The organism is Blautia schinkii, assembly GCF_013304825.1.
In the GTDB taxonomy this organism is placed as follows: Bacteria; Bacillota; Clostridia; order Lachnospirales; family Lachnospiraceae; genus Blautia_A; species Blautia_A schinkii_B.
This window is the reverse complement of sequence record NZ_JAAWUO010000004.1, coordinates 1-21,022: the sequence shown is the minus strand read 5'-3', so window position 1 is coordinate 21,022 and position 21,022 is coordinate 1. Positions and strand designations below refer to the sequence as shown.

Here is a 21,022-nt window from a genome sequence, read left to right as displayed (position 1 = left end):
ACAGCCCATGGAAAAATAAAATAAACCTATAAGGTTTACATCGAAAAACAGGAAAGGGCAGCATGAACTATGGCAGTTATAACGATTGCAGTGTGTGATGAAGTGCGGAAAGATGCACAGAAACTGGTAAAGAAGCTTTCCGAGCTGATTCCGGAGGCAGAACTCCTGGTGTACAGGAAAAGAGAGAGCCTTCTTAAAGGGCTGAAAGATGAACATAAGAGATGTGATGTCCTGTTTATGGGACTGGACGGAGAAAAGGGAGAAAGTTTGGAGACCGTACGTGCCATAAGGCTTGGGGGCAATTATGTTCCGGTCGTGTTGGTGGCGGCCAATGATCACTTCTATAAAGAAGCTTTTGAAGTGTTTGCATTTAACTATATCACTAAACCCGTAGGGATCGGGGAACTGGAGCATGTGATGAAACCGATCCTGCGCTCCTGTGAGCTGGATGGGGGAAAGGTGCTTCACTTTCAGTACAGAACGCAGATATATACTTTGCAGCACAGACGTCTGGCATACATATCAAGCAGCCTGCATAATGTGGTTTTTCACCTCACAGACGGTACAGTTATCCGGTGCAGGGCAAGGCTTACAGATTTTTCTGATCAGCTGGCGGACAGCAGTTTTCTTCGATGCCATCAGAGTTTCCTGATTAATCTGGAGAAAGTTACCTCCCTAAATAAGAACAGTTTCATAGTAGGAGGGGCAGAAATTCCCATTTCAAGAACTTATCTCAAGAATTCCAGGCAGAAATATAAAGATTATCTGGATCAGCAGAAGGTTCCCTCTTGACAGCTTCTTTTTGGTATGTTACTATAACCATACGCTTTCACGTGGTAGAGTGACCACGTGATAAAGGAATGATAAATAAAGGAGAACAATCATGAAGAAGAGAACAGTTGCAGTAGTAATGGCGGCAGCGATGACAATAGGGATGATGGTAACAGGAGTCAGTGTACAGGCAGGTGTTGAGGATAAGACCCTGATCGTCGGATTTGATGCGGAGTATCCGCCATTCGGATATAAGGATGATAGTGGAGAATATGTAGGATTTGACCTTGACCTGGCACAGGAAGTATGTGATAATCTTGGCTGGGAGCTTGTTAAGAAACCGATCAACTGGGATTCCAAGGATATGGAGCTGAATTCCGGAACGATTGACTGTATCTGGAACGGTTTCACCATTAACGGACGTGAGGATGACTACACATGGACAGATCCTTACATCAACAATGAGCAGGTGATGGTAGTTGCCAAGGATTCCGGAATCGAGAAGCTTGCAGATCTTAAAGGCAAGAACGTAGTTGTACAGGCTGCATCCGCTGCACTTGATGCGCTGAACAATGATGATAACAAAGATCTCAAGGATAGCTTTGCATCTCTTACGGAGAATCCGGATTACAATACAGCATTTATGAACATTGATTCCGGTGCTGCAGACGCAGTTGCGGTTGATATCGGTGTAGCCAACTATCAGCTTTCCCAGAGAGGCAAGGATAAATATGTGATCCTTGACGAGCCGATTCAGAATGAGCAGTATGGTATCGGATTCAAGAAGGGCAACGACGAGCTTAAGGATCTTGTATGGGATGAGGTTAAGAAGCTTGATGAGGCAGGCGAGGTTGACAAGCTTGCGGATAAGTATGAACTGGATAAGAGCATGCTCTGCATCAGCGAGGATAAGGATGCAGAAGATTCTGATTCCACAGAAGCTGACGCAGAGGAAAGTGCAGACAGCACAGAGAAGGATGCAGATTCCGAGTCCAAATAAGAGCAGATAGTTTTATCAGAGAACTGTTCAACAGTAGAAATAAGAAACATAGCAGAAGCTATTGAGGTTTCTGCATAAAAAAGGAAATGAGGGTGCTTCGGTGCATATTGAAATACCGGGCACGCTCATTTCCTGTTGTTTACAGGAATTACAGGTATCAGTTCCATAAAAGGGACAGATACTCCGAACCAGGAGGAAAAAAATGAGTTTTAGTGTAATGCTTCAGCAGCTGGCAGGAGGAATGCTGGTCTCCATTGAGATCTTTTTTGTAACTTTGCTGTTTTCTCTGCCACTGGGACTTCTGATCTGTTTTGGCAGAATGTCCAAGAAAAAGATGATACGAAGAATTGTATCTGCTTACATATCCATCATGAGAGGAACACCTCTTATGCTGCAGCTTATGGTTGTATATTTCGGACCATATTTCATTTTCGGCATCCGCATTTCTATGGGATACAGCCTGATTGCTGTATTTATCGCGTTTGCCATTAATTATGCGGCTTATTTTGCAGAGATCTACCGCGGGGGTATTGAGTCCATGCCTGTAGGACAGTATGAGGCTGCGAAAATTCTGGGTTACAACAGAGTGCAGACATTTTTCCGCATCATCCTTCCGCAGGTGATCAAGAGGATTCTGCCGTCCATCACAAATGAGGTTATTACGCTGGTCAAGGATACCTCTCTTGCATTTGTAGTTGCAGTAGCGGAGATGTTTACCATTGCGAAGCAGATCGCAAGTGCACAGACGACTATGATGCCTTTTGTGATTGCAGCTGTGTTTTATTATGTATTTAACCTGCTGGTAGCCATTGTGATGCAGAAGGTTGAGAAGAGTATGAATTACTACCGTTAATCGGAATGGAGAATATACAATATGAAATTATTTGAAATGAAACATATCAAAAAAAGCTTTGACGGACTGGAAGTTCTCAAAGATATCTCCCTTGATGTGGAAGAGGGAGAGGTTTTAAGCATTATCGGCCCTTCCGGTTCCGGCAAGTCTACTATCCTGCGCTGTGCAACAGGTCTTGAAACACCGGATAGCGGCGAGATCATCAAGCATGGTGATGTGGGACTGGTGTTCCAGCAGTTTAATCTGTTTCCGCATTTTTCCGTGATGAAGAATATTGTGGATGCACCTTTAAAAGTACAGAAAAGAAAAAAAGACGAAGTTTATGCACAGGCAAGAAGCCTTCTTAAGAAAATGGGTCTTGCAGATAAGGAGAAGGCTTATCCTTTCCAGCTTTCAGGAGGCCAGCAGCAGCGAGTATCTATTGCCCGTGCGCTTTGCATGAACCCGAAGATCCTGTTTTTTGATGAACCTACATCTGCACTTGACCCGGAGCTTACAGGTGAGATCCTGAAGGTTATCAAGGATCTTGCTCAGGAGCATATTACCATGGTGATCGTTACTCATGAGATGAATTTTGCAAGAGATATCTCAGATCGGATCATCTTTATGGATAAGGGTGTGATCGCAGTAGAAGGAACCCCAGAGGAAGTATTTTCTTCAGATAATGGAAGAATGAAGGAATTTCTGGGAAAATTCCACAGTGATATGGAGTAACAAACGGTTGCTTTTAAAGAGGCAATGTTATATAATTTCAAGAGGCGTGAATTAACCAGAGCCGGGCAGATAACGGACTTTTCGCCATTCCGGCCCGGATGTATGCAATCAGGAGGATAATAATGAATACAGACAGATATGTAAGCCCGCTGTCAGAGCGGTATGCAAGCAAAGAGATGCAGTACATTTTTTCCCCGGACATGAAATTCCGCACATGGAGAAAACTGTGGATCGCACTTGCTGAGACGGAGCGTGAGCTTGGCCTTAACATTACCCAGGAGCAGATTGACGAGATGAAGGCTCATGCGGATGATATCAATTATGATGTGGCTAAGGAGCGCGAGCGTCAGGTTCGCCATGATGTAATGTCTCACGTATACGCATTTGGTGTACAGTGCCCGAAGGCAAAAGGCATCATCCATCTGGGAGCAACCTCCTGTTATGTAGGAGATAACACTGATATTATCGTTATGACAGAAGCACTGAAGCTTGTACGCAAGAAACTTGTGAACGTTATCGCAGAATTGTCCAAGTTTGCTGCACAGTATAAGGATCAGCCTACTCTGGCATTTACACATTTCCAGCCGGCACAGCCGACAACCGTAGGTAAGAGAGCAACATTGTGGACACAGGAATTCCTGATGGATCTGGAGGATCTTGAGTATGTTTTAAGTACTATGAAGCTTCTTGGCTCCAAGGGAACAACCGGTACACAGGCTAGCTTCCTGGAACTTTTTGACGGGGATCAGGAGACCATCGACAAGATCGATCCGATGATCGCAGAGAAGATGGGATTCAGATCCTGCTATCCGGTTTCCGGACAGACCTATTCCAGAAAGGTTGATACCCGTGTGCTGAATATCCTTGCGGGAATCGCTGCAAGTGCACATAAGATGTCCAACGATATCCGTCTTCTTCAGCATCTGAAGGAAGTAGAGGAGCCATTTGAGAAATCCCAGATCGGATCTTCCGCTATGGCATATAAGAGAAATCCGATGAGAAGTGAGAGAATCGCTTCCCTGTCCAGATATGTGATGATCGATGCATTGAACCCGGCAATCACATCTGCAACACAGTGGTTTGAGAGAACTCTGGATGACTCTGCAAACAAGCGTCTCAGCGTTCCGGAAGGATTCCTTGCGATTGACGGAATCTTGGATCTCTGCCTCAATGTTGTAGACGGACTGGTTGTTTATCCGAAGGTTATCGAGAAGAGACTGATGTCTGAGCTTCCGTTTATGGCAACTGAGAATATCATGATGGATGCAGTTAAGGCAGGCGGAGACCGTCAGGAGCTTCATGAGCGTATCCGTGAGCTTTCCATGGAAGCAGGAAAGAACGTGAAGGTAGAGGGTAAAGATAACAATCTTCTTGAGCTGATCGCAGCAGATCCGGCATTTAACCTGACTCTTGAGGATCTTCAGAAGGCCATGGAACCGTCCAGATATACAGGACGTGCCAAAGAGCAGACAGAAGCTTTCATTGCAAATGTGGTGCAGCCGGTGCTGGATGCGCATAAAGATCTGCTTGGCGTTAAGGTTGAGATCAACGTATAATGCTGTAAGCATAAAAAGAACACAGACAAGAATGTCAGTTTTCTGTGGATGATAACAGATAACGTGGCATTCCGAATAATAGAGAAAGACACAAGGAGGAACTGTGTTATGGTAACTGCAGTAGTAGGAGCAAACTGGGGAGATGAAGGTAAAGGCAAGATCACAGATATGCTTGCTGAGAAAGCCGATATCATCGTAAGATTTCAGGGTGGAGCCAATGCGGGCCACACCATCGTAAATGATTACGGTAAATTCGCACTTCATACACTTCCGTCAGGTGTGTTTTACGGACATACGACCAGTGTCATCGGAAACGGTGTTGCACTGAACATTCCTGTATTTTTTAAAGAGTACAATGAAGTGGTAAGCCGTGGAGTACCTGCACCGAAGATCCTGATCTCCAACAGAGCACAGATGGTAATGTCTTACCACATTCTGTTTGATCAGTATGAGGAGGAGCGTCTTGGCGGCAAGGCTTTCGGTTCCACAAAATCCGGAATCGCTCCGTTCTATTCTGACAAATATGCAAAGATCGGCTTCCAGGTAAGTGAGCTTTTTGATGAGGAAGCACTGAAAGAGAAGGTTGTACGTATCTGCGAGACCAAGAACGTAACACTTGAGCATCTCTATCATAAGCCTCTTCTGAAACCGGAAGACATCATGAATGAGCTGATGGAATACAAGAAGATGGTTGAGCCATACGTATGCGACGTATCTCTCTATCTCTGGAATGCACTGAAAGAGGGAAAACAGGTTCTTCTTGAGGGACAGCTTGGAACCTTAAAAGACCCGGATCACGGAATCTATCCGATGGTTACATCCTCTTCCACACTGGCTGCTTATGGTGCCATCGGTGCAGGCCTGCCTCCATATGAGATCAAGAAGGTCGTAACCGTATGCAAAGCTTACTCCAGTGCAGTTGGAGCAGGTGCATTCGTTTCTGAGATCTTCGGCGAGGAAGCAGATGAGCTGAGAAAACGCGGCGGTGACGGCGGTGAGTTCGGTGCTACTACAGGCCGTCCGAGACGTATGGGATGGTTCGACTGTGTTGCATCCAAATACGGATGCCGTCTCCAGGGAGCTACAGACGTTGCTTTTACAGTACTGGATGTTCTGGGATATCTGGATGAGATCCCGGTTTGCACAGGCTATGAGATTGATGGAGAGGTAACAACAGAATTCCCGACCACTGTACAGCTTGAGAAAGCAAAACCGGTTATCGAGAAACTTCCGGGCTGGAAATGTGATATCCGCGGAATCAAGAAATACGAGGATCTTCCGGAGAACTGCAGAAAATATGTAGAGTTCGTAGAAAAACATATTGGATTCCCGATCACAATGATCTCTAACGGACCAGGAAGAAGCGACATCATTTACAGATAATTATTTTTACAGTATCAGGATTATGACAACAGGAAGCGCCGGGGAAGAATTTCTCCGGCGCCCTTTTGGTTCAAAGAGATATTCAGTTAAAATAACAGATAGAATAGCTGATGTATCATGTGAAAGGAAGCTCAATGAAAAATTTTAAAAGAATCGCGGCACTTGCAGGTGTTGTCATATTACTTCTTATATTCTGCCTTCCAATGGCATTTGCCTGGGGAAGCAGTGAAAACGCCCAGGCTTTGTTCCGGGGGGCTTTTGCGGCAGCAGTTCTGGTACCGATCGTAGCGTATGTTTTCTGGATGGCGTACCGGATCTGGGGAAATAAGAAACCGAGAGAGAATGAAAACCGTATGATCGAGAATATTATTTTTGATGTGGGAAATGTGCTGATGGGCTATGACTGGGAAGAGTATCTTCGGAGCTATGACTTCCCGGAAGAAAAGTATCAGAAAATCGCAGATGCAGTATTTCGAAACCCGATCTGGGAGGAACAGGACCGTGGACAGCATGAGGAGTCCTGGTATGTAGATAAATTTGTGGAAAGTGCACCGGAATATGAAGCAGATATCCGTGAGGTGGTACGACGTGATCCGGAGTGTATGCATCTGTATGATTATGCGGAAACCTGGGTGAAATATCTCAAAAATCAGGGATATCATCTCTATGTCCTTTCCAACTACGGAACTTATATGCTGGATCGTACAAAGCAGGATATGTCTTTTCTGAAATATATGGACGGAGTGGTATTTTCCTGTGATGTGCAGCAGATCAAGCCTGAGGTGGATATTTACAAAACACTTCTGAAGCGTTACAGCCTGAAACCGGAGAAATCGGTATTTCTGGATGATCGTGCCGTGAACTGTGAGGGAGCCGGAAAAGCCGGTATTCATACCATTCAGTTTGAGAATCTGAAACAGGCGGCGAAGGAGCTTGAGAAGCTTGGTGTGAAATGACCTTCAGTGTGAAAAGAGAAACGCAGAGGGCCTGCACCATCGCGAAGCCCTCTGCATTCTAAAGGGGAGGATATGATAAGTATCTCCCGGAACGGCATCTGTTATACAGAAAATATATAAGATCTTGTGATCTTTTTGACACATGTGGTGGTAAGTTTTTATTTTTAGGGTAACTTTAAGAAAGGTAAGCAAAAAATTATATTTTTACTTCCCATTTGATGCAAAAAGGTCTATATTGGACATGGGCAGTTACTGCTAACGGTAACAAAAGCTTATGGGTACCCTGGTAAATACTTCCTGTACAATATAAGCATACTTTTGGCTATGAAATGCTTTTAAACATAGTGGGTATTTTAGATCCCAGTATGCTGTTTCCTGTGACCATCTGAGATGGTAGAGTTCTTTTAAGTGATCCAATCAAACTCCTTTTTTTACAAGGAAATTTCTTAAGTAAATGACATTGGGAGTGAACAGTAACTCTGAAACAGTTAAGACAGGCGGAAAATCCGCCTGCTCTTGACATGCAGATTTGCACCTGTTATATATAAAGAGTAAGGGCAAAAAGCTCTGTGAAAGAACTTTTCACCCTTCATTATCATAGAAGAATCTTATTTACAGACTTTTTCTCACAGTCTCTCTGTAGTTTACTATTGCTTTTTTGGCAGCATCAAAATCCTTTTCTAGTACATAAATACATGTTGTTTCATTCTTATGATCAATTCCCGATGCAAAAGTATGATAAAAAATCAAGAAAAAAAGATTATTGATAAATGTTGCTTTTTTCAATCTGGTTTCATAAGGAATATTATTTTCATTCAACGCTTGTGTTAACCGCACGAGATGATCCATATTATCAGTTTCACATAATTTAATTTTCCCATTATCCTGAATATACTTCATAAAACCACCTCCGTGCTATATGTACACATATAAGAATAAATAATTTCCTGAATCCGTGAAGTTCATCCTTTAAGTGAACCAACCTGCCAAGGGCAAGTTAGTTCCATGATAAAAATATACTTCCCTGTCTATTTTCAATACCAATGTCGTGACTCCAAGCGCTCATTGGGCAAAAAAGGTACACGAAATAAGCCTACTATAAAATTGCTTTGTTACTTATGCGTTTGTGACAGCATATTTCTGACAGATATCAGAAAATATATGCCGCCAGATGTTGCTTTTTCCAAGTCCGATTATCAACTGGCGTGCACGCATGGTTACATGGCCTGCCATCATGATCAGGTTGCTGATAACTGTGCGTAAACGACGGCGTTTAACATCCCTCTTCTGACGAGGTGCTCGTCCTCCAATTGTGCCCTGACCGATCATACGGAGAATGTTATATGCGATCATCCCCAATTCGAGTATCAGTGCATTGGTCGTGAACTTTCCAGATTGAACTGACCATATTTATCAATGGTTCGTTCCGTAATCTTGTAGCCGGTACGGAGTGTAAACTCTTTAATCCATCAGAACAGCAACATTGTCGATGGAGTCATTGCCGGAATCAAGGCGAATCAACAGCGGCTTATCTGTCAGTTTGTGGCAAAGCGTTATTGTTTCCTGCAGAAATTTAACCGTCCCCTTCTGACAATGCTGTTTTCCTTCACGGAGTTCGAAATTGATGGCGTACCCCTCTGTACCTATATATGCCATCATAGGCGCATAGCCGTCAACCCCTTTGTAGGTTCGTGAAACACCGATGTCATCCATACGCTGGCGCAGTGTCTATTCGGAAGGAATGCTCCGGGTGATGCCAAGAGCGGCTTTGTAAAAGTCCTTGTCATCGTCCATTTCATGGACAGCTTCAAAGTAAGGTTTGCCCATGCAAAGCATTCCAAGGTAAGTGAGTACAATATCACCGTTCTTAATCTGATGCTGAGACCGGTTGGATGTCACATCCATGCGATTGAGTTTTTTGATGAAATCGCTTTTCCCAAGGAGGGCGCCCACAATAGCCAGACCGCTGGCTGGGATAATGCGTTCATTTGTAAACTCGACAATAATGTTCTTATTAGTGTTCAGTGTGATTCGGTGGTTGTTATTTATGGTAAAAAACTCCAATCCATAGGTTTTGTTACGTCTATTTTACCATAGATTGCTTTCACCGGTTGGGTGAATAATGATATTGAACAACAGAGTATCGCAAAAGCTTGAAATTATAGGATTTAAGGAGCCTGTGAAGAAATCAACTTCACGGATTTAGGGAAGATATAAAAGTGGAGCTGCATAGAGCAGTTCTAAACTGATTTAATTTTAGCAAAGAAGGTGATGCCTGCCAAGAGGAAAACACAAATTTATGCACATTTTTTTTAGAGAGGGAATCCGTGTAATCATTCAATGTGGATAACTTTCCTAAATTTATAAGAAATGTGTAAATATGTGAAATCACAAAATGGGTAGGCTATAAAATAAATTTACCTTTCAAAACTGATATGAAACAGATGTATTTGATTTCTTCGCCAAAAGATGATATAATAAATAAAAATTGCGAAGCGGAATATAAATCTCCGTCTTATTTATCTAAAATTTTGGAAAAGAGGATCAGACAATGAGCGATATGACAATTCTTGAGCAGTGGCGTTCCATTGCTTATAATCAGAATGCAGATAAGAATAAGCTTCAGCGCTTCTGGGCAAATTATTTTAACATTGAGAAGAATATTTATGAGCAGCTTCTTGAGAACCCGGATGAGATCGTTTCCGGAACTGTAAAAGAGCTTGCTGAGAAATACGGTCAGGACGTTATGACTATGGTTGGTTTCCTTGACGGAATCAATGACAGTCTGAAGGTTCCGAACCCGATCGAGACTATGGATGAGAATACCAAGGTAAACCTTGCATTTGATAAAGAGGCTCTCTATAAGAACATGGTAGATGCCAAGGCTGACTGGCTTTACAACCTTCCTCAGTGGGACAAGATCTTCACAGAAGAGAAAAAGAAAACCCTCTACATGGAGCAGAAGAAATCCGGCACAGTTGTGAAACCGCACAAGGTCGGAAGAAACGATCCGTGCCCATGCGGAAGCGGCAAGAAATACAAACACTGCTGCGGAAGATAATGAGCGTAAAGAAGAATCTGGATTACATTATCGTGTTAGGTGCCCATGTGGACGGAACACGGATGACACTTGCCCTTCTGGAACGAGCCAGAAGGGCCCTTCTTTATCTTGAAGAAAATCCGGGTACGAAGGCAGTGCTCTCCGGAGGAAAAGGTGATGGAGAAAACATTTCCGAGGCAGAGGCCATGTATCGCTACCTTACCGGTCACGGAATAAACGGGGACAGACTGATACGGGAAGAGGAATCTACCAGTACGAAAGAGAATTTGGAGTTCAGCCGCAGAAAGATCGGAACCACAGACTGTTCCGTAGGCGTGGTGACGAACAATTTTCATGTATGGAGAGGAGCAGCCATTGCAAGAAAATGTGGATTCCGGGAAGTGGCCATGGTACCTTCCAGGTATCGAAGCTGGCGTCTTTTTATCTACATTCCCCGTGAGATTCTGGCCATTATCAAAGACAAACTCATGGGAAATCTGTAGATCTGTGCGAGAAGAGAAATCTCAAAAATTTTGCCAACATGCGTTGACAAATAAAAATCATGAGCTTATAATAAACCACAGAAAAAGCAATAAAGCAACACGTTGACGAGACGAGTAAGCTGTGAAATGTTACAGAGAGAGATGTGAAGTGCTGGAAATATCTTATCAGGAAACAGTCGAAAACTACCTCCGAGTGGCCCCAATCCGGTCCGGTGATTCCGTTATCATCTAAATTGAGAGGCTTTGTATCCTGGCGTGACCAAGGAAGCAGAGCAAGCAGGGTGGAACCGCGAGAATGAACAAACTCGTCCCTTACAGTGCACGATGTACTGTGAGGGATTTTTTATTGCAAAAAAATCCTTCATAATAACAGAAACTGCACTGTGTACCATAGAAATTTACCGAAAATGAAAGGAGAAACGATTATGATCATCACATTAAAAGACGGATCAAAAAAAGAATATGCAGAAGCAAAATCTGTAATCGATATCGCATATGATATCAGTGAAGGTCTTGCACGCGCAGCATGTGCAGGAGAGGTAAACGGAGAGGTTGTAGATCTCCGTACAGTTCTTGACAGTGACTGTGAGCTTAACATCCTTACAGCAAGAGATGAGAAAGGTCTTGCAGTTCTCCGCCATACAGCATCCCATGTAATGGCGCAGGCTGTACAGAACTTATATCCGAACGCAAAAGTTGCCATCGGACCATCTATTGATACAGGATTCTATTATGATTTCGATCATGAGCCATTTTCACGCGATGATCTTGATGCCATCGAAAAAGAGATGAAAAAGATCATCAAAAAAGGCGCAAAGATCGAGCGTTTTACAAAATCCCGTGAAGATGCCATCGCATACTTCAAGGAGAAAAATGAACCATACAAAGTAGAGCTGATCGAGGATCTTCCGGAGGGAGAAGAGATTTCCTTCTATTCTCAGGGAGACTGGACAGATCTCTGCGCAGGACCGCACCTTATGAGCGTGAAAGGCATTAAGGCGTTCAAACTTCTTTCTTCTTCCAGCGCATACTGGAGAGGCAGCGAGAAGAACGCAATGCTTACACGTATCTATGGAACAGCATATGCAACAAAGGATGAACTGAAAGAGCATCTGGAGCAGATGGAAGAGGCTAAGAGACGTGACCACAACAAACTTGGCCGTGAGATGAAGATTTTTACAACTGTAGATGTAATCGGACAGGGACTTCCGCTTATCATGCCAAACGGTGTTATCATGATGCAGGAACTGCAGCGATGGATCGAGGATGAGGAGACAAAGCGTGGATACGTAAGAACAAAAACTCCTCTTATGGCAAAGAGCGATCTTTACAAGATCTCCGGACACTGGGATCATTACAAGGACGGTATGTTCGTACTTGGCGATGAGGAGAAAGATAAAGAGGTATATGCACTTCGTCCGATGACATGCCCGTTCCAGTACTATGTATACAAAGCAGAACAGCACAGCTACCGTGACCTGCCAATCCGTCTTGGCGAGACCTCTACGTTGTTCCGTAACGAGGACTCCGGTGAGATGCATGGCCTGACACGAGTTCGTCAGTTTACTATTTCCGAGGGACATCTGATCGTAAGACCGGACCAGATGGTAAAAGAGTTCAAAGACTGTATCGCACTTGCTCAGTACTGTTTGCAGGTACTTGGTGTTGAGGAAGATGTAACATACCATCTTTCCAAATGGGACCCTGCAAATAAAGAGAAATACATTGGTGAGCCGGAGGTATGGGAAGAGACAGAAGGCCATATCCGCCAGATGCTTGAGGAGCTGAACATTCCGTTCACAGAGGATGTGGGAGAGGCTGCTTTCTACGGACCGAAGGTTGATATCAACGCCAAGAACGTATACGGAAAAGAAGATACTATGATCACAATTCAGTGGGATGCACTTCTTGCTGAGCAGTTTGATATGTACTACATCGATGAGAACGGTGACAAACAGCGTCCGTACATCATCCACCGTACATCTATGGGATGCTATGAGAGAACACTTGCATGGCTGATCGAGAAATATGCCGGTATGTTCCCGACATGGCTTTGCCCGGAGCAGGTTCGTGTGATCCCGATCTCCGAGAAATTCAATGGCTATGCCGAGAAGGTTGAGGCTCAGATGAAAGAAGCCGGCATCCGCTGCTCTGTAGACGGACGTTCTGAGAAGATGGGCTACAAGATTCGTGAGGCACGTCTTGAGAGAGTACCGTATATGCTTATCGTTGGTGCAAAAGAGGAAGAAGAGGGCAAGGTTTCCGTAAGAAGCCGTTACCTTGGAGACGAGGGAATGAAAGACCTGGGTGAGTTCATCAGCTTCATTAAAGAAGAGATTAAGAACAAGACGATCCGTAAGATCGAGGTTCAGGAAGAGAAAAAATAATTACAGGAAATTTTAAATAATAAGAGGCGGTCCGCATTGTATGTAATGTGGACCGCTTTTTTTATTTAAAATACTTCTCCCGCACGATCTCAACCGGCATATCCAGTCCAGTCCAGATATGAAACGCCTTTACACCCTGGTGGAGCAGCATATACATGCCGTTAAATGTTGGACAGCCGGCTTCTCTGGCTTCCCGGAGAAGTCTTGTTTCCCTTGGTTCGTATACAACATCTGCAACAGTAAGCTCCGGGTGGAACAGAGATTTATCCGGGATCACAGTTCCAGTAACATCAGGAACCATACCAACAGAAGTGGCGTTGATCAGAAGATTGCTCTCTTCCATAGCATCTTTCAGTGCTGCATGGTCATCCATCTCATGAAGAATCATCTCACACTCAGTCATATGGGACATTTTTTCAGCCATGGCAGCAGCACGCTCCCAGTAACGGCTGGTAGGACGGGCAAAAACATGGATTTTCTTTGCGCCTTCCAAGGCAGACTGGCCGCAGATAGCCATTCCGGCACCGCCTACACCCATAACTGTGATCGTACGTCCTTTCACATCACAGCCGGCATCTCTGGCAGACTGGGTAAAACCATAGCCATCTGTATTAAATCCCTTTAATATCCCATTATCATTACGAACAGTATTTACAGCTCCGATCAGCTGTGCAGTAGGTGAAAGCTCATCAAGAAGCTCCACGATCTTGTTCTTGTTAGGCATGGTCAGGTTAAAGCCTTTGATTCCGCAGGCTTTCAGTCCTTCAACGGCCTGGGAAAGCGTTTTCTCTGTTACATCAAAACAAAGGTATACATAATCAAGACCAAGGTAGCGGAATGCCTCGTTGTGCATTAAAGGTGATACGCTGTGTGCAACAGGGCTTCCAAGCAGGCCGGTAAGTCCTGTATGTCCGGTAATATTAATCATTGTTCGATTCCCTCCTGTATCTTATGAAAGAATGTGGTTCGACAGAAACCACCAGATTCTGCTAAATATTATCAGAAAACATTTTAACACTATAAAGCGCGAAAAACAACAAATAAGGATATTGTACGGAAATTTATACATTTCTGTCGCGGATTCATAAAAAATATCTATAGATGTCGAGTAACCCAGAAATCCCACGACAAATTTGCAGGACTGGCTTCCAGGCTTTGACAAAATATGCAGGGAAACTGCCATATAATAAACTCACTTACCAAAGCTGAGAATCAATGGCAATAGCAGCGGGGGAATCTTATGTATCACACTATATACATAGATATCGTTTTTATGACGAATTTCCTTATGGATTATATGCTTTTAAGGCTTGTGGGAAAATTCCTGCATCTGGACGTAAAACGTTTTCGGTGCATGATATCCGCTGTATTTGGATCTTTTGTATCCTGCCTGCTTCTTTATGTACCTTTCAGGATCATTCTTCCTGTGGCTGTACTGATTCATGGCGGCTGCGCTTTTTTTATGGCGGCATTTGCATTTCGTCTAAAAAAAGGCGGGCTTCTTGCAAAAACCATCCTGGCAATGTACCTTACAGCATTTGTAGTCGGAGGTATTTACCAGGCACTGGAAGCAGAAAAAACCATGACAGTAAAAACATTTCTGCTTTTTATGGCAGGGATCTACGGAGGTCTTTACACGCTGACGTGCGCGGCAAATTCCATCCGGTTAGGAAGAAGAAACATTTATCCGGTAATCCTGAAATATCAGGAAAGAACACAGCAGTCCTACGGCTTTTTTGACACGGGAAACCTCCTTATGGATCCTGTGAACAAACAGCCCGTATCTATTATAAAACCGGAGCTTCTGGAAAAGCTCCTTTCCAGTGAGCTGACAGAAAAACTGATGTACATAAAAGAAGAACCGCAGAATCTGAAAAGCACGGAGCTTTCCACGCTGCAGCCGCATTTTTTGTCTTTCCGGGGAGCCGGAGGGAAAGAAGGCATTATGCTGGCTGTGGTTTTGGGGGAACTTGAGATCCAGACTCCCGGAAGGGTGGTGCATGTGGGAAAACCGGTGCTTGCCATAACATCTGAGCCCTCAGCTTTGGGAGAAGAGTACGGGATACTTTTGAATTCCAGACTATTGCATTAAGGAGGGGGCATTGCTATGAACAGAGCAGCAGCTAAATATTATCCATTTCAGGTGATTTCAAGATTTATGATCAACAGGCCGGGAGAGGTTTTTTATATCGGAGGGAATGATATCCTTCCGGCACCGCTTCCTCCTGAACAGGAGGCAAGTGCCATCAGCCTGTTAAATACAGATCAGGAGAAAGAGGCAAAGGCTGTGCTGATCGAACACAATCTCCGGCTTGTGGTATATATTGCCAAAAAATTTGACAATACAGGAGTTGGAGTGGAGGATCTGATCTCCATTGGGACGATCGGGCTTATCAAGGCGATCAATACTTTTAATCCTGTGAAAAATATCAAGCTTGCAACCTACGCGTCCAGATGTATTGAAAACGAGATCCTGATGTATCTCCGCAGAAACAGCAAAACCAAGATGGAGGTTTCCATTGATGAACCACTGAATGTGGACTGGGATGGAAATGAGCTTCTGCTTTCTGATATTCTGGGGACGGATGATGATGTGATCTCACGGAAACTGGAAGATGAGGTGGAGATCACCCTCCTGGGAAAAGCCATTTCCAAGCTTACCAAACGGGAACAGATGATCATTCGTCTCCGCTTCGGTCTGGGAAACAGAGAGGGTCTGGAGAAAACCCAGAAAGAGGTAGCTGACCTTCTTGGAATCTCCCAGTCCTATATTTCCCGACTGGAAAAAAGAATCATGAAACGTCTTCGAAAAGAAATCGTGAAATATGAATAGAAGAGCGGCATTTCAGAGGAATTGTCTAAAAAACAGTTTACCGTGAAAAATGAAAGTGTTATATTGTAATTACTGAGCGTGAACTACTGCATCAGGCTGCGAAAGTCAAGCATAGCTCAGGTTTCTTTTGAATAATCTTGGAAACCGATGTAGGATAAAGAGCAGAACATTATCTGCAGGAGTATACATAATGAACAGAGAAGAACTTGACTGCTACTTACGGCAGTCAACACCAAGAGAAAAAGAGGTGCTGCAGGGAATCCCCCTGGAGGAACTACACAGGCAGGATACCTGCCGCTTTGCAAAAGCCGGCCAGGGGACTTATCTTTTTGAGGAAAGCTTATTTATGGCTCCGGGGGAGAAAATCGTGGTGAGCAGGCAGGATCGTTATGTGGAGGTACTGCCTCATCAGCATGATTATATTGAACTATGTTATTTATGGTCAGGGAGCTGCGGCCAGACCATAGAGGGAAAAAAGATCGTCACCGGTGAGGGAGATGTGTGTATTTTTGATACACAGGCCGTACATTCCATTGAACCAGGCGGCGAGAACGATATTTTGGTAAATATCCTGATGAGCCGGGAGTTTTTTGACAGCGCATTTTTAAGTCGGATGCCAAGACAGGGAATCGTGTCGGAATTTCTGGCAGAGTCTGTTACAAAAAGCAGGAAAAAACAGCATTATCTGTATTTTAAAGCCCACCGGAACAGCCGTGTACGTGAGATCATGGAAGAAATCATCTCGGAATATTATACCCGGGACATCGGGATGGAAGAAGTGATGGAAAGTTATGTGATTATTCTTTTTACAGAGCTTCTCCGCGTGTGGAGAGATGAGACCAGAAAGCAGGCCTCCGTTTCCAGGGAAGTACAGATCCTGGAGCTTCTTGCCTACATTGAGAAGAATTATGAGACCTGCACACTTCCGCAGATGGGAAAAGCTTTCGGTATGCATGGCAATTATCTTACTGCCCTTCTTAAAGAAAAAACAGGGCGGAGTTTTGTGGAACATGTTCAGGAGCAGAGGCTAAAAAAAGCCCGCACCTTGCTTGAGACAACAGAACTGCCTCTATCAGAGCTGATCCCTCTGTGTGGCTACAACAATATGAACTTTTTTTACCGGAAATTCCGCGAGGCGGAAGGATGCACTCCTGCCAGGTATCGGAAAGAACACAGACATACATTATAAATGGTTAATATTTTGATGAAAAAGCGTTATTGAAGGATAACGTTTTTTTTGTTACTATTTTTGCAGGAAATAACCATAACACAGAAAAACGAGGGTGAAAAATATGTTAAAAATTACAGAAATCCGTATGGATTATGAGAAAGAACAGATTGGAATCACACATGTTCCGGAATTCAGCTGGACATTAGAAAGTGACAAGAGAAATGTGATTCAGGAGTCTTATGAGCTGGAAATTGCAGAAGACGCGGCTTTTGATAAGAAGATATATGAGAGCGGTAAGGTAAAAGGCGATGCATCTGCACAGATCCAGCCGGATAACGTGAAGCCGGAATCCCAGAAGAAATATTTTGCCCGTGTAAAAGTAACTGCTGCAGGGGAAGAAACCGACTGGGCAGAGACATCTTTTGTTACAGGAATTATGGACAATAAAGAGTGGAAAGCTGTGTTCGTATCTGCTGAGGAAGAGAATGACAAGGATAATTCCAAAGGAACTTATGTAAGAGGCGAGTTCACAGTAGCGAAGCCTGTAAAAGAAGCATTCGTATCTGTAACTGCACTTGGACTTTATAATTTCTATCTCAATGGAAAGAAGGTAGGAAACGATCAGCTTACACCAGGCTGGACATCCTATCGCAAGCATCTTTGTTTCCAGACATACGAAGTAACCGATTACCTGAAAGAAGGAAAGAATGCAGCAGGTGCAATTCTGGCAGCGGGCTGGTATAAAGGAAAAATGGGCTTTGACGGCCTTGCAAAAAGAAGAAACCATTATGGTGAGAATACAGCACTTCTTGCACAGATGGTCATCCGTTATGAGGACGGAACAGAGGAAACAGTTGTCACAGATGAGAGCTGGAACGGCGCAGATGCACCTGTAGTATTTGCAGAGATCTACGATGGTGAGATTTACGATGCAGCTAAAGAGATCAAAGACTGGGCAGAAGCAGACTGCAAAGATGGACAGTGGAAACCGGTCCGCAAACTGGATTATGACTTCTCTGTACTCACAGGCCAGGGCAGCGGAAAAGTTTCCCTTATGGATGAAGTGAAGCCAAAAAAAATCTTCAGAACACCGGCAGGAGATACAGTTATCGATTTCGGACAGAATATGAGCGCACTGATCCAGGTTACAGCAGCAGGCAAAAAAGGTGATGTGATCCAGCTGGACTGCTTTGAGGTGCTGGATTCCAAAGGAAATGTATATCTGGATAACCTGAGAGGGGCAAAGGAATCTCTTCAGTATACATTCGGGGAAGACGGAACCATCACGTACCGTCCGTCATTCACATTTATGGGATTTCGCTATGCGAAGATCGTTTCCTTCCCGGGTGAGCCATCCCTTGATAATTTCACTGCAAATGCCATCCATACCAATATGGAGCGTACAGGATTCCTTGAGACATCTAATCAGGATCTGAATCAGCTGGCGCACAACATTCTCTGGGGACTGAAGAGCAATTTCGTGGATGTTCCAACAGACTGCCCACAGCGAGATGAGCGTCTTGGATGGACAGGCGATGCGGAGATCTTCTGCCGTACAGCATGCTTCCTTGAGAATACCTATTCCTTCTACCGCAAATGGCTCCGTGATGTGGAGGCAGATCAGACAGCAGAAGGAGGCGTTGCCCATGTTGTTCCGGATATCATTTCCGGTAATGAGGGAGACAACTGGCTTCTGGAACAGGGCAGCCATTCTGCAGCAGCCTGGGCAGACGTAGCTGTGATCAATCCATGGACAATGTATCTGACATTCGGTGACAAAGAGATCCTGAAGATCCAGTACAATAGCATGAAGAACTGGATCAACTTTATGAGAGAATATTCTGTAGATTATATCTGGAACTACAAGCTTCAGTTCGGTGACTGGGTAGCTCTTGATGCTGAAGAAGGCAGCTATTTTGGTGCAACACCAAATGATCTGACTTGTACTGCATACTTTGCATATTCCACAGGTCTGTTTGTAAAAGCAGCAGAAGCTCTGGGATGTACTGAGGACGTGAAAGAGTACACAGATCTTTACAATAAAGTTGTAGATAAATTCCAGAGAACCTTCTTTGATGAAAACGGTGAGATGACAGCACAGACACAGACAGCCCATATCGTGGCACTGTACTTCGGACTGGTACCGGAAAAATACAAAGAAAAAACAGTTCAGGGACTTTTAAGACTTCTGAAAAAAGAGAATGATCATCTTGTAACAGGATTCGTGGGAACTCCGTATTTCTGCCACGCATTAAGCCAGAACGGACATGTAAAAGAAGCTTATGACCTGCTTTTTAAAGATGATTTCCCATCATGGCTGTATCAGGTAAAAATGGGCGCAACTACAGTCTGGGAGCACTGGGATGGACTGAAACCGGACGGAACCATGTGGAGTGCAGATATGAACTCCTTTAACCACTATGCTTACGGTTCTATCGGAGAGTGGCTGGTTCGTGTAATGGCAGGTCTTGAAGTTGACGAGAAGAAACCTGGATACAAACATGCAGTGATCTATCCGAGAATGGGTGGAAACCTGGACTATGTAAAGGCTGAGTATCGTTCTGTATACGGACCGGTAAGAAGCTTCTGGGAAGAAAAACCGGAAGAGACAGTTCTTCATGTTTCTGTACCTGTGAATACAACAGCTACCATCTGCCTGGATGGTGCGAAGGAAGTGAAAGCCGCAGACGGACTTAACTTCACAGCTGCAGATGGATTTATGCAGGCTGAAGCCGGATCAGGAGATTATGAGATTCATTTTGTAAGATAATATATAGAATAATATAGGAAAAATGTTAAAAAGAAGACAGCTGCCTGGTTTATCGAGAAGATAAATTCCGGGCAGCTGTTTTTATGATTTTCAAAATTTCAGGAAATACAGTAGAATTTGTCAGAGACCTTCGATATAATAAACACAGAATGTTGTTAAAAAAGCAGAACGAAAGAAAAATACGGAAAGGGTGTGGCTGGATGATCGACATTGCACATGCAAAACAGGAATTCGAAAAATATCTGGATGAATACGACCGAGAGGATGAACAGATCTATCTGAAGATCGAGCATACCTACGGTGTTGTGAAATATGCAGGAGAGATCGCCGAAAGAATGGAATGTTCCGGGGAAGATGTGGAGCTTGCAGAGCTGATCGGTCTGCTCCACGATATCGGACGTTTTGAACAGATCCGGAGATTTCACAGTTTTGAGCCGGGAACCATGGATCATGCAGTATTCGGGGCAGATCTTCTCTTTGGGGAGGAGAAGATGATCCGGCGCTTTGTGAAGGATGATAAATTTGATGAACTGATCGATGCAGCAATCCGGAAACACAGTGATTTCAAACTGGAAGGAATCCACGATACAAGAACACTTTTCCATGCAAAACTGATCCGGGATGCAGACAAGCTGGATAACTGCAGGGTAAAGCTGGAGGCGTCAATAGAGGCCATGCTTGGTGTATCAGAGGAGACTGCAGGGGAAGGACTGATCTCACCGAAAGTATGGGAATCCTGTCTGAGAAGAGAATCGGTGCTCTCAGCAGACAGGCAGGTGCCTGTAGATTACTGGGTCTCCTATCTTGCGCAGTACTATGATATCAATTTTCCGGAAACCTGCGAGATCATAGAGGAAGAAGATTATATCACCAGGATCGCGGACAGAATCCATTATCAGGAACAGGATACCAGGGATAGGATTCGCATACTCACAGAAGATCTGAAACGATATCTGGAGATGCCGGCTGTATCAGTGAAAGAATAAAATACAAAAAAAATGAAATTTATAGTTGACAAGCATAACTCCCGGTGGTATTATAACTGAGCTGTCGCAAATAATTGTTTTTGAAAAACAAACAATTAA

17 protein-coding genes and 1 pseudogene are annotated in these 21,022 nt (G+C 44.0%); 15 read left to right on the top strand and 3 right to left on the bottom strand.

Annotation, left to right across the window (positions count from 1 at the left end; genetic code table 11):
- Positions 1-69 precede the first annotated feature (69 nt).
- The 7 genes from HFM85_RS04170 to HFM85_RS04140 all read left to right on the top strand — a co-directional run bounded on the left by HFM85_RS04170 (position 70) and on the right by HFM85_RS04140 (position 7,233).
- Positions 70-792 carry a LytR/AlgR family response regulator transcription factor gene (locus HFM85_RS04170; RefSeq protein WP_173737318.1) on the top strand — a complete coding sequence of 241 codons (723 nt, stop codon included), beginning with the start codon at positions 70-72 and terminating at the stop codon, positions 790-792.
- 91 nt (positions 793-883) lie between these two features.
- Positions 884-1,771: an amino acid ABC transporter substrate-binding protein gene (locus tag HFM85_RS04165; RefSeq protein WP_173737317.1), complete on the top strand. Its 888-nt coding sequence runs from the start codon at positions 884-886 to the stop codon at positions 1,769-1,771.
- Positions 1,772-1,973: 202 nt separating this feature from the next.
- Complete coding sequence (locus tag HFM85_RS04160) at positions 1,974-2,624, top strand: amino acid ABC transporter permease (RefSeq protein ID WP_173737316.1); 651 nt, start codon at positions 1,974-1,976, stop codon at positions 2,622-2,624.
- Between the two features lie 21 nt (positions 2,625-2,645).
- Complete coding sequence (locus HFM85_RS04155) at positions 2,646-3,338, top strand: amino acid ABC transporter ATP-binding protein (RefSeq protein WP_173737315.1); 693 nt, start codon at positions 2,646-2,648, stop codon at positions 3,336-3,338.
- Positions 3,339-3,460: 122 nt separating this feature from the next.
- A complete protein-coding gene (gene purB / locus HFM85_RS04150; RefSeq protein ID WP_118624081.1) occupies positions 3,461-4,894 on the top strand; it encodes an adenylosuccinate lyase in 1,434 nt (477 codons plus the stop codon).
- Positions 4,895-5,002: 108 nt separating this feature from the next.
- The gene (locus HFM85_RS04145) at positions 5,003-6,277 is read left to right on the top strand and encodes an adenylosuccinate synthase (protein ID WP_119240432.1); all 1,275 of its coding nucleotides are present in this window, start codon (positions 5,003-5,005) and stop codon (positions 6,275-6,277) included.
- A gap of 134 nt (positions 6,278-6,411) precedes the next feature.
- Positions 6,412-7,233: an HAD family hydrolase gene (locus HFM85_RS04140; protein ID WP_173737314.1), complete on the top strand. Its 822-nt coding sequence runs from the start codon at positions 6,412-6,414 to the stop codon at positions 7,231-7,233.
- Between the two features lie 612 nt (positions 7,234-7,845).
- Here HFM85_RS04140 and HFM85_RS04135 read toward each other — a convergent pair.
- Together HFM85_RS04135 and HFM85_RS04130 are read right to left on the bottom strand one after the other, a co-directional pair.
- Positions 7,846-8,133: a hypothetical protein gene (locus tag HFM85_RS04135; protein WP_110102488.1), complete on the bottom strand. Its 288-nt coding sequence runs from the start codon at positions 8,131-8,133 to the stop codon at positions 7,846-7,848.
- Between the two features lie 216 nt (positions 8,134-8,349).
- A pseudogene (locus HFM85_RS04130) lies at positions 8,350-9,282 on the bottom strand (hypothetical protein).
- A 502-nt stretch (positions 9,283-9,784) separates the two neighbouring features.
- On the opposite strand from HFM85_RS04130, the gene HFM85_RS04125 reads away from it, so the two are divergent.
- The 3 genes from HFM85_RS04125 to thrS all read left to right on the top strand — a co-directional run bounded on the left by HFM85_RS04125 (position 9,785) and on the right by thrS (position 13,163).
- Positions 9,785-10,294, top strand: coding sequence for an SEC-C metal-binding domain-containing protein (locus HFM85_RS04125; protein WP_173737313.1), 510 nt, complete (start codon positions 9,785-9,787; stop codon positions 10,292-10,294).
- Positions 10,294-10,776: a YdcF family protein gene (locus tag HFM85_RS04120; RefSeq protein WP_022427352.1), complete on the top strand. Its 483-nt coding sequence runs from the start codon at positions 10,294-10,296 to the stop codon at positions 10,774-10,776. The genes HFM85_RS04125 and HFM85_RS04120 overlap by 1 nt, the downstream gene beginning before the upstream one ends.
- A gap of 425 nt (positions 10,777-11,201) precedes the next feature.
- Positions 11,202-13,163 carry a threonine--tRNA ligase gene (gene thrS, locus HFM85_RS04115; RefSeq protein WP_173737312.1) on the top strand — a complete coding sequence of 654 codons (1,962 nt, stop codon included), beginning with the start codon at positions 11,202-11,204 and terminating at the stop codon, positions 13,161-13,163.
- Positions 13,164-13,224: 61 nt separating this feature from the next.
- Here the strand turns inward: thrS and HFM85_RS04110 are convergent, their stop codons facing one another.
- The gene (locus tag HFM85_RS04110) at positions 13,225-14,091 is read right to left on the bottom strand and encodes a shikimate dehydrogenase (protein WP_173737311.1); all 867 of its coding nucleotides are present in this window, start codon (positions 14,089-14,091) and stop codon (positions 13,225-13,227) included.
- Positions 14,092-14,403: 312 nt separating this feature from the next.
- Here HFM85_RS04110 and HFM85_RS04105 point away from each other — a divergent pair, with 312 nt between their 5' ends.
- From HFM85_RS04105 to HFM85_RS04085, 5 genes are all read left to right on the top strand, one after another.
- Positions 14,404-15,255, top strand: coding sequence for a sigma-E processing peptidase SpoIIGA (locus tag HFM85_RS04105; RefSeq protein ID WP_173737310.1), 852 nt, complete (start codon positions 14,404-14,406; stop codon positions 15,253-15,255).
- Between the two features lie 15 nt (positions 15,256-15,270).
- Positions 15,271-15,996: an RNA polymerase sporulation sigma factor SigE gene (sigE, locus tag HFM85_RS04100; RefSeq protein ID WP_119240425.1), complete on the top strand. Its 726-nt coding sequence runs from the start codon at positions 15,271-15,273 to the stop codon at positions 15,994-15,996.
- A 190-nt stretch (positions 15,997-16,186) separates the two neighbouring features.
- Positions 16,187-17,185, top strand: a complete 999-nt coding sequence (locus HFM85_RS04095) for an AraC family transcriptional regulator (RefSeq protein ID WP_173737309.1) — start codon at positions 16,187-16,189, stop codon at positions 17,183-17,185.
- Between the two features lie 103 nt (positions 17,186-17,288).
- Positions 17,289-19,937, top strand: a complete 2,649-nt coding sequence (locus tag HFM85_RS04090) for an alpha-L-rhamnosidase (protein WP_173737308.1) — start codon at positions 17,289-17,291, stop codon at positions 19,935-19,937.
- A gap of 200 nt (positions 19,938-20,137) precedes the next feature.
- Positions 20,138-20,923, top strand: a complete 786-nt coding sequence (locus HFM85_RS04085; RefSeq protein WP_173737418.1) for an HD domain-containing protein — start codon at positions 20,138-20,140, stop codon at positions 20,921-20,923.
- The last annotated feature ends 99 nt before the right edge of the window (positions 20,924-21,022 follow it).

What these genes read in the sequence shown, in the direction of transcription:
- HFM85_RS04170 (WP_173737318.1), top strand. Translation starts at nt 70, where the DNA reads ATGGCAGTTATAACGATTGCAGTGTGTGATGAAGTGCGGAAAGATGCA.
- HFM85_RS04165 (WP_173737317.1), top strand. Translation starts at nt 884, where the DNA reads ATGAAGAAGAGAACAGTTGCAGTAGTAATGGCGGCAGCGATGACAATA.
- HFM85_RS04160 (WP_173737316.1), top strand. Translation starts at nt 1,974, where the DNA reads ATGAGTTTTAGTGTAATGCTTCAGCAGCTGGCAGGAGGAATGCTGGTC.
- HFM85_RS04155 (WP_173737315.1), top strand. Translation starts at nt 2,646, where the DNA reads ATGAAATTATTTGAAATGAAACATATCAAAAAAAGCTTTGACGGACTG.
- purB (WP_118624081.1), top strand. Translation starts at nt 3,461, where the DNA reads ATGAATACAGACAGATATGTAAGCCCGCTGTCAGAGCGGTATGCAAGC.
- HFM85_RS04145 (WP_119240432.1), top strand. Translation starts at nt 5,003, where the DNA reads ATGGTAACTGCAGTAGTAGGAGCAAACTGGGGAGATGAAGGTAAAGGC.
- HFM85_RS04140 (WP_173737314.1), top strand. Translation starts at nt 6,412, where the DNA reads ATGAAAAATTTTAAAAGAATCGCGGCACTTGCAGGTGTTGTCATATTA.
- HFM85_RS04135 (WP_110102488.1), bottom strand. Translation starts at nt 8,133, where the DNA reads ATGAAGTATATTCAGGATAATGGGAAAATTAAATTATGTGAAACTGAT.
- HFM85_RS04125 (WP_173737313.1), top strand. Translation starts at nt 9,785, where the DNA reads ATGAGCGATATGACAATTCTTGAGCAGTGGCGTTCCATTGCTTATAAT.
- HFM85_RS04120 (WP_022427352.1), top strand. Translation starts at nt 10,294, where the DNA reads ATGAGCGTAAAGAAGAATCTGGATTACATTATCGTGTTAGGTGCCCAT.
- thrS (WP_173737312.1), top strand. Translation starts at nt 11,202, where the DNA reads ATGATCATCACATTAAAAGACGGATCAAAAAAAGAATATGCAGAAGCA.
- HFM85_RS04110 (WP_173737311.1), bottom strand. Translation starts at nt 14,091, where the DNA reads ATGATTAATATTACCGGACATACAGGACTTACCGGCCTGCTTGGAAGC.
- HFM85_RS04105 (WP_173737310.1), top strand. Translation starts at nt 14,404, where the DNA reads ATGTATCACACTATATACATAGATATCGTTTTTATGACGAATTTCCTT.
- sigE (WP_119240425.1), top strand. Translation starts at nt 15,271, where the DNA reads ATGAACAGAGCAGCAGCTAAATATTATCCATTTCAGGTGATTTCAAGA.
- HFM85_RS04095 (WP_173737309.1), top strand. Translation starts at nt 16,187, where the DNA reads ATGAACAGAGAAGAACTTGACTGCTACTTACGGCAGTCAACACCAAGA.
- HFM85_RS04090 (WP_173737308.1), top strand. Translation starts at nt 17,289, where the DNA reads ATGTTAAAAATTACAGAAATCCGTATGGATTATGAGAAAGAACAGATT.
- HFM85_RS04085 (WP_173737418.1), top strand. Translation starts at nt 20,138, where the DNA reads ATGATCGACATTGCACATGCAAAACAGGAATTCGAAAAATATCTGGAT.